General features: G+C 71.6%; 17 protein-coding genes. 16 read left to right on the forward strand and 1 reads right to left on the reverse strand.

Annotated elements, in window-relative coordinates:
* Positions 1-14: 14 nt before the first annotated feature.
* The 11 genes from lepB (ACSU6M_RS24580) to ACSU6M_RS24630 all read left to right on the forward strand — a co-directional run bounded on the left by lepB (ACSU6M_RS24580) (position 15) and on the right by ACSU6M_RS24630 (position 9,486).
* Positions 15-710 (forward strand): signal peptidase I, encoded by a 696-nt coding sequence (gene lepB, locus ACSU6M_RS24580; RefSeq protein ID WP_437072358.1) that lies wholly within the window; start codon positions 15-17, stop codon positions 708-710.
* Positions 703-1,797 (forward strand): signal peptidase I, encoded by a 1,095-nt coding sequence (lepB, locus tag ACSU6M_RS24585; RefSeq protein WP_437072360.1) that lies wholly within the window; start codon positions 703-705, stop codon positions 1,795-1,797. Before lepB (ACSU6M_RS24580) ends, lepB (ACSU6M_RS24585) begins: the two co-directional genes overlap by 8 nt.
* Positions 1,685-2,662 (forward strand): signal peptidase I, encoded by a 978-nt coding sequence (lepB, locus tag ACSU6M_RS24590; protein ID WP_437072361.1) that lies wholly within the window; start codon positions 1,685-1,687, stop codon positions 2,660-2,662. Before lepB (ACSU6M_RS24585) ends, lepB (ACSU6M_RS24590) begins: the two co-directional genes overlap by 113 nt.
* A 99-nt stretch (positions 2,663-2,761) precedes the next feature.
* A complete protein-coding gene (gene lepB, locus ACSU6M_RS24595) occupies positions 2,762-3,532 on the forward strand; it encodes a signal peptidase I (protein ID WP_437072362.1) in 771 nt (256 codons plus the stop codon).
* The gene (locus tag ACSU6M_RS24600) at positions 3,522-4,085 is read left to right on the forward strand and encodes an NUDIX hydrolase (protein ID WP_437072363.1); all 564 of its coding nucleotides are present in this window, start codon (positions 3,522-3,524) and stop codon (positions 4,083-4,085) included. Before lepB (ACSU6M_RS24595) ends, ACSU6M_RS24600 begins: the two co-directional genes overlap by 11 nt.
* Before the next feature lie 56 nt (positions 4,086-4,141).
* A complete protein-coding gene (locus ACSU6M_RS24605) occupies positions 4,142-4,450 on the forward strand; it encodes a DUF2469 domain-containing protein (protein WP_005311352.1) in 309 nt (102 codons plus the stop codon).
* 127 nt (positions 4,451-4,577) lie between these two features.
* Positions 4,578-4,940, forward strand: coding sequence for a YraN family protein (locus ACSU6M_RS24610; RefSeq protein ID WP_437072365.1), 363 nt, complete (start codon positions 4,578-4,580; stop codon positions 4,938-4,940).
* A 1-nt stretch (position 4,941) separates the two neighbouring features.
* Positions 4,942-6,567 (forward strand): YifB family Mg chelatase-like AAA ATPase, encoded by a 1,626-nt coding sequence (locus ACSU6M_RS24615; protein WP_437072367.1) that lies wholly within the window; start codon positions 4,942-4,944, stop codon positions 6,565-6,567.
* Positions 6,564-7,718, forward strand: coding sequence for a DNA-processing protein DprA (gene dprA / locus ACSU6M_RS24620; RefSeq protein WP_437072368.1), 1,155 nt, complete (start codon positions 6,564-6,566; stop codon positions 7,716-7,718). Before ACSU6M_RS24615 ends, dprA begins: the two co-directional genes overlap by 4 nt.
* 280 nt (positions 7,719-7,998) lie before the next feature.
* Positions 7,999-8,844 carry an RNA polymerase sigma factor WhiG gene (gene whiG / locus ACSU6M_RS24625; protein WP_437072370.1) on the forward strand — a complete coding sequence of 282 codons (846 nt, stop codon included), beginning with the start codon at positions 7,999-8,001 and terminating at the stop codon, positions 8,842-8,844.
* Between the two features lie 84 nt (positions 8,845-8,928).
* The gene (locus ACSU6M_RS24630) at positions 8,929-9,486 is read left to right on the forward strand and encodes a TetR/AcrR family transcriptional regulator (protein ID WP_437075332.1); all 558 of its coding nucleotides are present in this window, start codon (positions 8,929-8,931) and stop codon (positions 9,484-9,486) included.
* Between the two features lie 242 nt (positions 9,487-9,728).
* Here the strand turns inward: ACSU6M_RS24630 and ACSU6M_RS24635 are convergent, their stop codons facing one another.
* Positions 9,729-10,319 carry a peptidoglycan DD-metalloendopeptidase family protein gene (locus ACSU6M_RS24635; protein ID WP_437072371.1) on the reverse strand — a complete coding sequence of 197 codons (591 nt, stop codon included), beginning with the start codon at positions 10,317-10,319 and terminating at the stop codon, positions 9,729-9,731.
* Positions 10,320-10,592: 273 nt separating this feature from the next.
* Between ACSU6M_RS24635 and rpsB the strand changes: the two genes are divergently transcribed.
* The 5 genes from rpsB (at position 10,593) to ACSU6M_RS24660 (ending at position 15,287) form a co-directional block, all read left to right on the forward strand.
* Entirely contained in the window at positions 10,593-11,441 is an 849-nt protein-coding gene (gene rpsB, locus ACSU6M_RS24640) for a 30S ribosomal protein S2 (RefSeq protein WP_437072372.1), read from the forward strand.
* A 139-nt stretch (positions 11,442-11,580) separates the two neighbouring features.
* On the forward strand, positions 11,581-12,417 hold the full coding sequence (gene tsf / locus ACSU6M_RS24645) for a translation elongation factor Ts (RefSeq protein WP_437072373.1): 837 nt from the start codon (positions 11,581-11,583) through the stop codon (positions 12,415-12,417).
* Positions 12,418-12,613: 196 nt separating this feature from the next.
* The gene (gene pyrH / locus ACSU6M_RS24650; protein ID WP_437072375.1) at positions 12,614-13,372 is read left to right on the forward strand and encodes a UMP kinase; all 759 of its coding nucleotides are present in this window, start codon (positions 12,614-12,616) and stop codon (positions 13,370-13,372) included.
* 179 nt (positions 13,373-13,551) lie between these two features.
* Positions 13,552-14,109 carry a ribosome recycling factor gene (frr, locus tag ACSU6M_RS24655; RefSeq protein WP_014675285.1) on the forward strand — a complete coding sequence of 186 codons (558 nt, stop codon included), beginning with the start codon at positions 13,552-13,554 and terminating at the stop codon, positions 14,107-14,109.
* Positions 14,109-15,287, forward strand: a complete 1,179-nt coding sequence (locus tag ACSU6M_RS24660; RefSeq protein ID WP_437072377.1) for a phosphatidate cytidylyltransferase — start codon at positions 14,109-14,111, stop codon at positions 15,285-15,287. Before frr ends, ACSU6M_RS24660 begins: the two co-directional genes overlap by 1 nt.
* Positions 15,288-15,449: the final 162 nt, after the last annotated feature.

Genomic DNA, 15,449 nt, shown 5'->3' on the forward strand with positions numbered 1-15,449 from the left:
AGCATCTGGCCCCGATGGACACCGAAGCACAGCCGACGGAGCGCGACCGCTCCTCCGATTCCGGGACACCGGGGCCGGAGGGCCGGTCGCGTTTCGCGTTGGTGTCGCGGATCACCTCCTGGCTGCCCGGCGGCAGGGCCACCCTCACCGTGCTGGTGGGCCTGGTGTCCCTGCTGCTCGTCCATGCCTTCGTGGCGCAGCCGTTCCAGATCCCCAGCGGATCCATGGAGCGGGGATTGAGGGTCGGCGACCGCGTTCTCGTAAACAAGTTGGCGTACCGTTTCGGGGCCGAGCCGCAGCGGGGCGACGTCGTCGTCTTCGACGGCCGCGGATCCTTCGGGAACGGCCACTACATCAAGCGCGTGGTGGGTGTGGGGGGAGACCGGGTGGTCTGCTGCGACAGGGAGGGCAGGATCGAGGTGAACGGCCGGCCGGTCGACGAGTCGACGTTCCTGTACCCCGGTGACAGGCCGTCCTCGGTGCGCTTCGACGTCGTCGTCCCCGTGGGCCGCCTCTTCCTCCTCGGCGACCACCGCAGCGCCTCCAGCGACTCCCGCGACCACCTGGGCTCACCGGGCGGCGGCATGGTGGCCGTCGGGGATGTCACCGGCCGGGCCGAGGCCGTCGTATGGCCGTTCGGCCACGCCGCGCGTCTGGAGCGCCCCGACGCCTACGCGCGCGTGCCCGCGGCGGGCGGTGCCCATGGGTAACCGTGGAAAGCCGCGCGGGGCCCCGAGCAGTGCCGCGGACGACCTGCTGCCCACCGGCACCCGGCGCGCGTCCGGCCCCTCCGGCGGCCGTACCCGCGCCGAGCGCCGCAAGCTGCAGCGGAAGGTCAAGCGGCGCCGGCGCCGCTCCGCGATCAGGGAGATACCGCTTCTGATCGGTGTGGCGGTGCTCATAGCCCTCGTGCTGAAGACGTTCCTCGTCCAGGCATTCGTCATCCCGTCCGGCTCCATGGAGCAGACGATCCAGATCGGCGACCGGGTCCTGGTGGACAAGCTGACGCCCTGGTTCGGCGCCGAGCCCGAACGCGGCGACGTCGTCGTCTTCAAGGACCCCGGGGGCTGGCTGCAGAGCGAGCAGCCCACGCCCAAGGGCGACGACCCCATCGTGGTCAAGCAGGTCAAGGAGGCGCTCACCTTCATCGGCCTGCTGCCGTCCGACGACGAGAAGGACCTGATCAAACGGGTCGTCGGGGTCGGCGGCGACCGCGTCAAGTGCTGTGACGCCGAGGGACGGGTCACCGTCAACGGCGTGCCCCTGGACGAGACCGACTACCTCCATCCCGGAAACGTCCCCTCCGAATCCACGTTCGACATCACGGTGCCGCAGGGACGGCTGTGGGTGATGGGCGACCACCGGGACAACTCCGCCGACTCGCGCGCCCACCGCAACACCGCCTACGGCGGCACCGTGTCCGTCGACGAGGTGGTGGGGCGCGCGGTCGTCATCGGCTGGCCCGTCGGCCACTGGACCACCCTGGACGAGCCGGAAACCTACGCCTCGGTGCCCGACGCGTCGCCGGGGTCGAACGCGACTCCCCAGCTGTCGCATAGGGTTGCCCACGACGATCCGAACGCGATGACCCAGCTCCCGAGCCCTGCGGAACTCCCGCTCGTTATGGGAGTGGTGGGCCTGCATCGGCTGCGGCGCAGGCGGCGGCACAGAGTAAGGAGTTGGCGTGGGGGATGTGGCGGTTGGCGCACGATCCGGACACGACGGCGAGGAACACCGCGGACGCCCCGTGGAAGCGGACGGTCCGGCCGCGGACGGCAACGTGAACTCCGGGAGTGACGCCGGTACGGCGAGCGACGCCGGTACGACCGAGGACGGCACGGTGACGGGCGAGCAGGAACAGCAGGGCGCGCAGCCCCCCGCGAAGAAGCAGCGCTCCTTCTGGAAGGAGCTGCCGATCCTGATCGGCATCGCGCTGATCCTCGCGCTGCTGATCAAGACGTTCCTGGTGCAGGCGTTCTCGATCCCCTCCGACTCGATGCAGAACACCCTCCAGCAGGGCGACCGGGTGCTGGTCGACAAGCTGACCCCCTGGTTCGGCTCCGAGCCCGAGCGCGGCGAGGTCATCGTCTTCCACGATCCGGGCGAGAAGGGCCGTGAGTGGCTGGCCGGCGAGCCCACGCCCGACCCCAACGCCTTCCAGACCGTCCTCAGCTGGATCGGTCTGATGCCGTCCGCCGAGGACAAGGACCTGATCAAGCGGGTCATCGGGGTCGGCGGCGACACGGTCGAGTGCTCCGGCACCGGCCCGCTGAAGGTCAACGGCAAGGCGTTGAACGAGCCGTACGTCCGCCCGGGCAACACCCCGTGCAGCGACGACGACAGCGGCGGCCGGTTCAAGGTGACGGTGCCCGACGGCTTCGTGTGGGTCATGGGCGACAACCGGCAGAACTCCCGCGACTCGCGCTACAACCGGTCGGACGGCCACAACGGCATGGTGCCCGTGGACAAGGTCGTCGGGCGGGCCATCGTCAAGGCGTGGCCGATCAACCGCTGGGGCACCCTGCCGGTGCCGGACACCTTCGACCAGGACCTCGCCCCGCAGAAGTCCTCGGCCGCCCCGGCCCTCCCGGCGGCCGCCCCGCACGCGCTGGCCTTCGCCGGTGTGCTGCCGATCGCCGTGTGGCGGCGCCGGCGGCGCTGACGGGTCCGTCCGGCGGTTTCTCCCGGCCCCTCGCACCGTGATCCCCGTCGCGGTGGAGGGGCTGACCGCTTCCCGTACCGCCGGGTAGGGTGCGGATCCATGGGTGAGAGCGCGACACGTACGGCCCCGCGGGGCGGCGGCACGGGCCAGCCGGCGGGCGGCCGGGCCGGGCAGGTGCTGTCCGGGCTGGCGGTGGCGCTGGGGCTGGTGCTGTTCCTCGCCGGGTTCGGCTGGGGAGCGGTGGTCTACCGGCCGTACACCGTGCCGACCGGCTCCATGAGCCCGACGATCGCCGCGGGCGACCGGGTGCTGGCGGAGCGGGTCGACGGCGACGAGATACGCCGTGGCGACGTGGTCGTCTTCAAGGACCCGAACTGGGCGAACGCGCCCGTGGTCAAGCGGGTGGTCGCGATCGGCGGCGACACCGTCGCCTGCTGCTCGGGCGGCCGCCTCACGGTGAACGGCAAGCGGATCGAGGAGCCCTACCTGCCCCAGGGCGAGCCCGCCGCGAGCTTCGTCTTCCCGACGGTCACCGTGCCCGAGGGGCGGCTGTTCCTGCTCGGTGACGAGCGGGCGGGCTCACTGGACTCCACCGCCCACCTCCAGGACGCGGCGAGCGGCACGGTTTCGCGCGCCGCCGTGACCGGCAGGGTCGACGCCGTGGTCTGGCCGCTGGACGGGCTGCTGGAGCGTCCGACGGGGTTCGAGGCGCTGGGCGAGGGGGTGTCGGAGCCGGGCCCGTACCAGACCCTCGTGTACATGATCGTCGGCGGCGCGGTGCTGGTCCTGGCCGGCGCGGCGTACGGGCCCATCGCCCAGCGGGTCGGTGGCGGGCGTACACGCCGGACGGAGCACGACGGTGCCCACTGAGACGACGGGGGCGCAGCCGGAGTCGTACGAGGGCGGCCTCGGCTCGGCGGGGCCGCGGGACGCCTACGAGGGCGGGTTGCGCAAGGTGGCCCGTGTCGTACTGCTCGACCCGCAGGACCGCATTCTGCTCCTGCACGGCCATGAGCCGGGTGACGCGGCCGACGACTGGTGGTTCACGCCCGGCGGCGGGGTGGAGGGCGACGAGACGCGCGAAGAGGCCGCATTGCGGGAACTCGCGGAGGAGACCGGCATCACCGAGGTCGAGCTCGGCCCGGTGCTGTGGCGGCGCAGATGCTCGTTCCCGTTCGCCGGCCGCCGCTGGGACCAGGACGAGTGGTACTACCTGGCCCGTACGACGCAGACGGCGACCCGGGCCACGGCGCTGACCGAGCTGGAACGGCTCAGCGTCGCCGGTGCCCGGTGGTGGGCCTGTGAGGACCTGGCGCGGACGCATGAGACGGTGTATCCGACCAGACTCGCCGGGCTGCTGCGCAGACTGCTCGACGAGGGTCCTCCGGCCAGTCCCGTCACCCTTGACACGGAAATCGTCTAGGGCTCCGTGGGACTGGCGCACAATGGGGGGATCGCACGGCTGAAGGGGAACATGCCATGAGCGCCGAGGACCTCGAGAAGTACGAGACCGAGATGGAGCTGAAGCTCTATCGGGAGTACCGCGATGTCGTCGGTCTGTTCAAGTATGTGATCGAAACCGAGCGGCGCTTCTATCTGACCAATGACTACGAGATGCAGGTGCACTCGGTCCAGGGCGAGGTCTTCTTCGAGGTGTCCATGGCGGACGCCTGGGTGTGGGACATGTACCGGCCGGCGCGGTTCGTGAAGCAGGTGCGGGTGCTCACGTTCAAGGACGTGAACATCGAGGAGCTGAACAAGAGCGATCTGGAGCTGCCCGGCAGCTGAGGCCGGGGCGGAGGAAGCCTTCTCACCCGAACGGGTGAGGGAGTTCTCCACAGCCGCCCGCCCGTCCACAAAGATCAACAGGCCGGGGCGGGGCCGCGTGATCGTTGGCGCCGGAGGTGGTGCCGACATGAACGCACGAAGCGCACTCGGCAAATACGGTGAGACGCTGGCCGCCCGCCGGCTGACGGAGGCCGGCCTGGCGGTCCTGGAGCGCAACTGGCGCGGCGGCAGGACGGGCGAGATCGACATCGTGGCCCGGGACGGGGACGTCCTGGTGGTGTGCGAGGTGAAGACCCGCCGGGGCGGTGCCTTCGAGCACCCGATGGCCGCGGTGACCCCGGAGAAGGCCGGACGCCTGCGCGATCTCGCCGAACGCTGGATCCAGACACACGGCGGAGCGCCGCCCGGCGGCGTCCGCATCGACGTCGTCGGCGTCCTCCTGCCCCGGCGTGGCGCGCCCGTCGTGGAGCACGCGCGGGGGGTGGCCTGACATGGGATTCGCACGCACCTGTGCCGTGGCCCTCGTCGGCGTCGAGGGCGTCGTCGTCGAGGTCCAGGCCGACCTCGAACCCGGCGTCGCCGCCTTCACCCTCGTCGGCCTCCCCGACAAGAGCCTCACGGAAAGCCGCGACCGCGTCCGCGCCGCCGTCGTCAACTCGGGCGCCGCCTGGCCGCAGAAGAAACTGACGGTGGGGCTGAGCCCGGCGTCGGTGCCGAAGGCGGGCAGCGGCTTCGATCTGGCGGTGGCCTGCGCCGTGCTCGGCGCGGCCGAGCGCATCGACCCGCGCGTCCTCGCCGACATCGTGATGATCGGCGAGCTCGGGCTGGACGGCCGGGTACGCCCGGTGCGGGGCATCCTGCCGGCCGTGCTGGCCGCGGCCGACACGGGCTACGAGCAAGTGGTGGTGCCGGAGTGCGCGGCCGCGGAGGCGTCCTTGGTCCCCGGGGTGTCGGTGCTGGGTGTGCGCAGTCTGCGCCAGCTCATCGCCGTCCTCGCGGACGAGCCGGTGCCCGAGGAGGAAGCCGACGAACAGGGCCGCCCCGACCCGCTGCTCGCCGGACTGCGCGTGCCCGGCGCGGGCGCCGCCACCGGCATGCACAGCGCGGGCGCGGCGCACCAGGACGCCGGGCACGATCTGGCCGACGTGGTGGGCCAGCTCTCGGCCCGCGCCGCCGTGGAGGTCGCGGCGGCAGGTGGCCATCACCTCTTCCTGGAGGGACCGCCGGGCGCGGGCAAGACGATGCTCGCCGAGCGGCTGCCCGGCATCCTTCCGCGGCTCACCCGGCAGGAGTCACTGGAGGTCACGGCCGTCCACTCGGTGGCCGGACTGCTGCCGGCCGGCAAACCGCTGGTCGACGTCGCGCCCTACTGCGCCCCGCACCACTCGGCCACCATGCAGTCCCTGGTCGGCGGCGGTCCCGGAATCCCCCGGCCGGGCGCGGTGTCGCTGGCCCACCGGGGCGTGCTCTTCCTGGACGAGACACCGGAGTTCAGCGGTCAGGCCCTGGACGCGCTGCGCCAGCCGCTGGAGGCGGGCCATGTGGTCATCGCCCGCAGCGCCGGAGTCGTGCGCCTTCCCGCCCGGTTCCTGATGGTGCTCGCCGCCAACCCCTGCCCGTGCGGACGGTTCTCCCAGACGGACGACCACTGCGAGTGCCCGCCCTCCGCGATCCGCCGGTACCAGGCACGGCTCTCCGGGCCCCTGCTCGACCGGGTCGATCTACGGGTGGAGGTGGACCGCGTCACCCGCGCCGAACTCACCGAGCGCGGCGCCCGCGGCGAGTCCACGGCCGTCGTCGCCGACCGGGTGCGGCAGGCCCGCGAACGCGCCGCGGCCCGGCTCGCGGGCACACCCTGGCGCACCAACGGCGAGGTGCCCGGCCGGGAACTGCGCAGCCGGTGGTACGCGGCGAGCGGTGCCATGGACGAGGCCGAGCGCTGCCTCGAACGAGGTGCGCTGACCGCCCGCGGCCTGGACCGGGTGCTGCGGGTGGCCTGGACCGTCGCCGACCTCGTCGGGCACGACCGGCCCAACGCCCTGGACGTCGCCCTCGCCCTGCAACTGCGCACCGGGGTCCCCCGAGGCGTGCCCATGGCCATCGGAGCGCTGACGTGAGGGACGGGGCCGGCGATGAGCTGATCGGTCGGGTGTTCCTCGCGCGGGTGATCGAGCCGGGGGACGAGGTGGCCGGGCGGTGGGTGCGGGAGGCCGGCGTGGCGGAGGTGGTGGCGCGGCTGCGCGGCGGCGGGGAGGCGCTGGCCGGGGTGAGCGCGACGCGCTGGGGCGGGCTGCTGGCGCGGGCGCGGCGGGCCGACCCCGAGCGGGATCTGGCGGTCGCGGAGGCGGCCGGGATGCGGTTCGTGTGTCCCGGTTCCGGCGAGTGGCCCTGCCAGCTCGATGACCTCGGGGACGCCCGGCCGCTGGGCCTGTGGGTGCGCGGGCGGCCCAGCCTGCGGATATGGGCGCTGCGGTCCGTCGCCGTCGTCGGCGCCCGCGCCTGCACCGAGTACGGCGCCCATATGGCCGTCAGTCTGGCCGCCGGCCTCGCCGAGCACGGCTGGGTGGTGGTCTCCGGCGGCGCCTACGGCGTCGACGGGGCCGCCCACCGCGGCGCCCTCGGTGCGGGCGGCGCCACCGTCGCCGTGCTGGCCTGCGGCGTCGACCGGCCCTATCCGCGCGGACACACCGAGTTGATCACCAGGATCGCGGAACAGGGGCTGGTGGTGGGCGAGTTGCCGCCCGGCGAGCATCCGACGCCGAGCAGATTCGTGCTGCGCAACCGGGTCATCGCCGCGCTGACCAGGGGAACGGTGGTCGTCGAGGCCGCCCACCGCAGCGGCTCCCTGGTCACCGCGCGGGCCGCGCAACGGCTGGGACGGCACTGCATGGGCGTCCCCGGGCCGGCCACCAGCGCCCTCTCCGCCGGGGTGCACGAGCTGCTGCGCGCCGAGGCGCAGCTGGTCACCGACGCCGCCGAGGTGATCGAGCTGGTCGGCGCCATGGGCCAGCTCGCCCCGGAGCGGCGCGGCCCGGTGCTGCCGCGCGACCTGCTGGCCCCGGCCGCCCGGCGGGTACTCGCCGCCCTGCCCGCCCGCGCGGCCGCCGCCCCGGCCGAGATCGCGCTCGGTGCACAGACCACCGAGGACGACGCGATCGCCAGACTGTACGAACTGCGAGCACTCGGTTTCGTCGAACGACACGGCGACGACTGGAAGTTGACACGCCAGGCGACGGCGTCCGTCCACCGGGGTCGTCCCCGAGGCTGACCGGCGGGTTCGTCCGTCCGGGGGAAGTCGTACTCCCCTTGGGAGAACGCCGAGTTGACGTGTCGCGGCGGTCGCCGGGCCCGGCTGCCATGCCCCGGCGGGGCGGTCAGCGGAACGTATCTGCGCACACGTCCGCCCCCGCTCTTCGCTCACCGCGACACTCCAGTCACGCTACGCTCACGAAGTTCCCGACTCATACCGGCAAGTCGGCATCAGGCCGACAGCTCACCCAGGTACCCCTACTTCGCAAGCATCACGGCAGAACGGCTCAAGGCGACGAATGCCCCAGCACACCTCCGGGTCCGACCGGGCGGCGGCAATCCCCCCAGCCGCCCGCGACGGTGACAGCGTGCGGCCGCCCGCTCCCTCGACGCTCGACGAACTGTGGCGGTCGTACAAGGCGACCGGGGACGAGCGGCTGCGCGAGCAGCTCATCCTGCACTACTCGCCGCTCGTGAAATACGTGGCGGGCCGCGTGAGCGTCGGCCTGCCGCCCAACGTGGAACAGGCCGACTTCGTCTCCTCCGGCGTGTTCGGGCTGATCGACGCGATCGAGAAGTTCGACATCGGCCGCGAGATCAAGTTCGAGACGTACGCGATCACCCGGATCCGGGGCGCGATGATCGACGAGCTGCGGGCGCTGGACTGGATCCCGCGCTCGGTGCGGCAGAAGGCCCGCAACGTCGAGCGGGCCTACGCCACCCTGGAGGCGCGGCTGCGACGCACGCCGACGGAGACCGAGGTGGCCGCCGAGCTGGGCATCGCGGTCGACGAACTGCACGCGGTTTTCAGCCAGTTGTCGCTGGCGAACGTGGTGGCGCTGGAGGAGCTGCTGCACGTCGGAGGTGAGGACGGCGACGGGCTCAGCTTCATGGACACGCTGGAGGACACCGCCGCCGACAATCCCGTGGAGGTCGCCGAGGACCGGGAGCTGCGGAGGTTCCTGGCCCGGGCGATCAACACGCTGCCCGACCGGGAGAAGACCGTGGTGACGCTCTACTACTACGAGGGGCTGACGCTGGCGGAGATCGGGAACGTGCTGGGGGTGACCGAGAGCCGGGTCAGCCAGATCCACACCAAGTCGGTGCTCCAGCTGCGGGCGAAACTGGCGAGCTTCGGCCGGTGACGAGGGGCGGCCCACCGCGGTCACTCCCGCTGCGGGTGGCGCGTCCGTACAGTGGTTGACGTGCCAAGGATTCGAGCGGCCTCCGTGGCCGAGCACCGGTCGATGCAGCGAGCCGCCCTGCTGGACGCGGCTCGTTCCCTGTTGTCCGAGGGCGGGACGGAGGCGCTGACCTTTCCGGCGCTGGCCGAGCGCACGGGGCTCGCCCGGTCGTCCGTGTACGAGTACTTCCGGTCACGGGCCGCCGTGGTCGAGGAGCTGTGCGAGGTCGACTTCCCGGTGTGGGCCGCGGAGGTCTCGGCGGCGATGGAGCGGGCCGCCACGCCCGAGGACAAGGTCGAGGCGTATGTGCGGGCGCAGCTGGAGCTGGTCGGGGACCGGCGGCACCGGGCCGTCGTGGCGATCTCGGCGAGCGAGCTGGACGCCGGGGCGCGGGAGAAGATCCGCGCCGCGCACGGCGGGCTCGTCGCGATGATCGTCGACGCGCTGCGGGACTTGGGGCATGCGGAGCCTCGGCTGGCGGCGATGTTCGTGCAGGGAGTCGTGGACGCCGCGGTCCGGCGCACCGAGCTGGGGGTGGCGGAGCAGCCCGGCGTGATCGCGGACGCCGCGGTGGCGATGGTGCTGCGGGGCGTGCGGGGCTGAGCCCTGCCCGTCCCCTGGTGGGTGGGCACGCCGGTGACCGCATGTCCCCCAAGGGACGCGGGCCCTGCGCGCCAGATGTCCCCAAGGGGCGCGGGCGCTGCGCGATCAGATGTTCCCGTGGGACGCGGGCGCTGCGCGATCAGATGTCCCCGTGGGGCGGGGGCGCTGCGCGACCAGATGTCCCTATGAGCGCGGGTGCGCTGCGCGACCAGCCGTCCACGGTCCGCCGACGGGAACGGCGGTCAGGGCAGGGGCACCCCCGATACCGGCAGCAGTCTCGACGGGCCGTGCAGGAGCCGTGAGGGCAGCAGGCTGAGGGGATCCAGATAGGCGTCCCCCCGGCGCAGCCCCCAGTGCACGCACGGCTCGCCGCAGTGCGACCCCGCCGGCTCCACCGTGCCCACCACCTCGCCCGGCCCCACGGCGTCACCCCTGCGGACGGTCGCCCGTACCGGCTCGTACGTGACCCGAAGGGGTGGCTCACCCGTGGCCGTCAGCTCCACCGACACCACACCCTTTCCGGCCACCCGCCCCGCGAAGAAGACCCGCCCCGCCGCGATCGCCCGTACCGGCGTGCCCGGCGCCGCTCCGAGGTCGACGCCGCGGTGGCCGCGGGCGTACGGCGTGGGCGGCGGTTCCCAGCCACGCAGGACCGGTGGACGTACACCCACCGGCCAGAGCCCGGCCAAGGGCAGCGGGGCGGACCCGGTCGGCGGTGCCGGCGTCGGCCGAGGTGCGCCGGCGGACGCGGCGGACGTCAGGACGGTCGCGACGGTCAGGGACAGGGTCAGCAGCAGGGCCCAGGCCGGCCGGGCGCAGGTGTTCACTCGCATGGGAGGAACCGTCCCGCGCCACCACCCGCCGGCGCCCGGACCTGTGGACGGACCGCCGGTTGTGGACAGCGGCGTCACCCGGCACCTCTCCGGTCCCGTACACTTCTGGTGGCGACCCGGGCCACCGGGTCGACTTCGCACGCCCCGACGTCGGTGGGTCACACCATCGATGTCTCGCGCCCCTCGGTCCTTCGCGGCAGGCGCATCGGGAGCGTCAGGCGCGGGTGCCGTCCGGTACCCGCGGCACAACCGAGAAACACGAGGAGAACGGCCATGGCCGTCGTCACGATGCGGGAGCTGCTGGAGAGCGGCGTCCACTTCGGTCACCAGACCCGTCGCTGGAACCCGAAGATGAAGCGCTTCATCTTCACCGAGCGCAACGGCATCTACATCATCGACCTGCTCCAGTCGCTGTCGTACATCGACCGCGCCTACGAGTTCGTCAAGGAGACCGTCGCCCACGGCGGCACGGTCATGTTCGTCGGCACCAAGAAGCAGGCGCAGGAGGCCATCGCCGAGCAGGCCACCCGCGTCGGCATGCCCTACGTCAACCAGCGCTGGCTGGGCGGCATGCTCACCAACTTCTCGACCGTCTACAAGCGTCTGCAGCGCCTGAAGGAGCTTGAGCAGATCGACTTCGAGGACGTCGCGTCCTCCGGTCTGACCAAGAAGGAGCTCCTGGTCCTCTCCCGCGAGAAGGCCAAGCTGGAGAAGACCCTCGGTGGTATCCGCGAGATGCAGAAGGTGCCCAGCGCCGTCTGGATCGTGGACACCAAGAAGGAGCACATCGCGGTCGGCGAGGCCCGGAAGCTCAACATCCCGGTCGTCGCCATCCTCGACACCAACTGTGACCCCGACGAGGTCGACTACAAGATCCCGGGCAACGACGACGCGATCCGCTCCGTCACCCTGCTCACCCGTGTGATCGCCGACGCCGTCGCCGAGGGCCTCATCGCCCGTTCCGGCGTCGCTGCCGGTGACAAGGGCGAGAAGGCCGCGGGCGAGCCGCTCGCCGAGTGGGAGCGCGACCTGCTCGAGGGCGAGAAGAAGGCCGAGGAGGCCCCGGCCGCCGCCGAGGCGCCCGCCGCCGAGGCCCCGGCCGCCGAGGGCGAGCAGGCCTGACACCGTCAGCGGTGACGACGGGGGCGGCGGCGAAAAGCCCGCCCCCGTCGTTCACCCGTTGGTCAGCCCGACGTACGCGGTCCTCGACTACATGTGGGTCGTGACCGCGCGGATCTAGACGAGAAAGATTCACAGACTCATGGCGAACTACACCGCCGCTGACGTCAAGAAGCTCCGTGAGCTGACCGGCGCCGGCATGATGGACTGCAAGAAGGCGCTGGACGAGGCCGACGGCAACGTCGAGAAGGCCGTCGAGGCGCTGCGCATCAAGGGCCAGAAGGGCGTCGCCAAGCGCGAGGGCCGCTCCGCCGAGAACGGCGCCGTGGTCTCGATCATCGCCGACGACAACTCCTCCGGTGTCCTGGTCGAGCTGAAGTGCGAGACGGACTTCGTCGCCAAGGGCGAGAAGTTCCAGGCCGTCGCCAACCAGATCGCCGAGCACGTCGCCAAGACGAACCCGGCCGACCTCGAGGCCCTGCTCGCCTCCGAGATCGAGGCCGGCAAGACCGTCCAGGCGTTCGTGGACGAGGCCAACGCCAACCTGGGCGAGAAGATCGTCCTGGACCGCTTCGCGCAGTACTCCGACGGCTTCGTGCTCGCCTACATGCACCGCACGATGCCCGACCTGCCCCCGCAGATCGGTGTCCTCGTCGAGCTGGACAAGCCGAACGCCGAGGTCGCCAAGGGCGTCGCCCAGCACATCGCCGCCTTCGCGCCGAAGTACCTCTCCAAGGAGGACGTCCCGGCCGAGGTCGTCGAGTCCGAGCGCCGCATCGCCGAGGAGACCACCCGCGCCGAGGGCAAGCCCGAGGCCGCGATCGCCAAGATCGTCGAGGGTCGCGTCAACGGCTTCTTCAAGGACGCGACGCTGCTCGGCCAGCCGTACGCGCTCGACAACAAGAAGTCGGTCCAGAAGGTTCTGGAAGAGGCCGGTGTCACCCTGAAGCGCTTCACGCGCATCAAGGTCGGCATCTGAGTCCGTACCGGGACCGACGTACGACCCGGGGCGGACAACCGCTAGGGTCGAACGCAGTCGTCCGCGGACGCCGTCGCACGCGCGTGTGACGGACGACAGCAGATCTGACGAGGAGGCCATTGCCGAGCAGGGGCAGCACACCCAACCGGCAATGGCCTTCTTCGTATGTGCAACACGTGAAAGAGGCGGGATCTCCATGACCACCAAGGCCCAGAAGAGCGACGACGGCAAAGTGCGCGGCCGGTATCTGCTGAAGCTGTCCGGAGAAGCCTTCTCCGGTGGCGGGGGCCTGGGCGTGGACCCGGACGTAGTGCACAAGATCGCCCGCGAGATCGCCGCCGTCGTACGCGACGGCTTCCAGGTCGCGGTCGTCATCGGCGGCGGCAACTTCTTCCGCGGCGCAGAGCTCCAGCAGCGCGGCATGGACCGCGCCCGCTCGGACTACATGGGCATGCTCGGCACCGTGATGAACTGCCTCGCCCTCCAGGACTTCCTGGAGAAGGAGGGCATCGACTCCCGCGTGCAGACCGCCATCACCATGGGCCAGGTCGCCGAGCCGTACATCCCGCTGCGCGCCGTGCGCCACCTGGAGAAGGGCCGTGTGGTCATCTTCGGCGCCGGTATGGGCATGCCGTACTTCTCCACCGACACCACCGCCGCCCAGCGCGCCCTGGAGATCGACGCCGAGGCGCTGCTCATGGGCAAGAACGGCGTGGACGGGGTCTACGACTCCGACCCGAAGACCAACCCGGACGCCGTGAAGTTCGACGCCCTCGGCTACGGCGAGGTCATCACGCGCGACCTCAAGGTCGCCGACGCCACGGCCATCACGCTGTGCCGCGACAACAAGCTGCCGATCCTCGTCTTCGAGCTTCTGGCCGAAGGCAATATCGCTCGCGCCGTCAAGGGTGAGAAGATCGGCACGCTGGTGGGAGACCAGGGCAGCCGGGCCTGACCGGGACTCACCCGGCGCCCGACCGGACAACCCGACCGGACAAGCACCCGGAGCCTGACCGGGGGATGGACAATGTCCTGCCGGTCGGGAACCGTTCAGGAAGAAGACGCGACGCAGCCGGCCGCCGCCCCGACAAGGAACCGCAGCCGGGCCTTACTCAAGACACGCAGGAGCAAGTGGTGATCGAAGAGACCCTCCTCGAGGCCGAGGAGAAGATGGAGAAGGCCGTCGTGGTCGCCAAGGAGGACTTCGCCGCGATCCGCACCGGCCGTGCGCACCCGGCGATGTTCAACAAGATCGTGGCCGACTACTACGGCGCGCCGACGCCGATCAACCAGCTGGCCTCGTTCTCCGTGCCGGAGCCGCGCATGGCGGTCGTGACCCCGTTCGACAAGAGCGCGCTGCGCAACATCGAGCAGGCGATCCGCGACTCCGACCTGGGCGTCAACCCGAGCAACGACGGCAACATCATCCGTGTGGTGTTCCCCGAGCTCACCGAGGAGCGCCGCCGCGAGTACATCAAGGTCGCCAAGGGCAAGGGCGAGGACGCCAAGGTGTCCATCCGCTCCGTGCGCCGCAAGGCCAAGGACGCCATCGACAAGCTGATCAAGGACGGCGAGGTCGGCGAGGACGAGGGCCGCCGTGCGGAGAAGGAGCTCGACGACACCACCGCGAAGTACGTCGCCCAGGTGGACGAGCTCCTGAAGCACAAGGAAGCGGAGCTGCTCGAAGTCTGATGAACGACTCTTCCTGGGGAGCGCCGCAGCGGACCGGGCAGGCCGGGTACTGGGCGCCGTCCGACCAGGGGCCTGACCAGGGGTATGTCCAGGGGGCTGCCCCGGCGGGTCCCGCGTACGATGCGCCTGAGGCGCAGCACACTCGCCCCATGCCCATCGTGCCCGACGGACCCGCTGTACCCCGGTACGGCGACCACCAGGATGACGACCGGGGGGCTGCTCGGCTGAGCGGCCCCCTGTTCCGAGACGAGACAGCTCAGGCGCAGCCGTACGACGTGTCGCAGGCGCAGCCCCACGGGGCGGTGCCGCAGAATCCGGAGCCCATGCACGACGCCCCGCAGCCGGCGCCCGCACCGCAGAAGAAGAGCGCGGGCCGTGACCTGGGTGCGGCCATAGGGGTCGGCGTCGGACTCGGCGCGGTCATCGTCGCGTCGCTGTTCGTCTACAAGGCCGTGTTCGTCGGGGTGATCGCGGTCGCCGTGGTCGTCGGCCTGTGGGAACTGACCAGCCGGCTCCAGGAGCGCAAGCAGATCAAGGCGCCGCTGGTGCCGCTCGCGCTCGGCGGCGCGGCGATGGTCGTCGCCGGGTACGTCCGGGGCGCCGAGGGCGCCTGGGTGGCGATGGCGCTCACCGCGCTGGCCGTGCTGGTCTGGCGGATGACGGAGCCTCCCGAGGGCTACCTCAAGGACGTCACGGCCGGTGTCTTCGCGGCGTTCTACGTCCCGTTCCTGGCCACCTTCGTCGCGCTGATGCTGACCGCCGACGACGGGCCCTGGCGGGTGCTGACGTTCCTGCTGCTGACGGTGGTCAGCGACACCGGGGCATACGCGGTCGGCTGGCGCTTCGGCAAGCACAAGCTCGCCCCGCGGATCAGCCCCGGCAAGACCCGCGAGGGGCTGCTCGGCGCGGTGGCCTTCGCGATGGCCGCCGGTGCGCTGTGCATGCAGTTCCTGGTGGACGACGGCACCTGGTGGCAGGGTCTGCTCCTCGGTCTCGCCGTCGCGGCCAGCGCCACGCTGGGCGACCTCGGCGAGTCCATGATCAAGCGGGACCTCGGCATCAAGGACATGGGCACGCTGCTGCCGGGCCACGGCGGCATCATGGACCGCCTGGACTCGCTGCTGCCGACGGCCCCGGTGGTGTGGCTGCTGCTGGTGCTGTTCGTCGGATCCGGCTGACCGGGCCGTCCGTACGGCGTCGAGCCCCTGCCCTTCACGGGCGGGGGCTCGACGGCTTCACGGTGTTGGCCACGCGCCCGGCGGAGTGGGACGATTCGGGTGTACGCCCCTGAAGAGGGTCGTAAAGGGGGCCGCACACAGGGCCGCAAAGGGGGCCCGCCC

This window comes from Streptomyces sp. enrichment culture (assembly GCF_964272895.1).
Classification (GTDB): domain Bacteria; phylum Actinomycetota; class Actinomycetes; order Streptomycetales; family Streptomycetaceae; genus Streptomyces.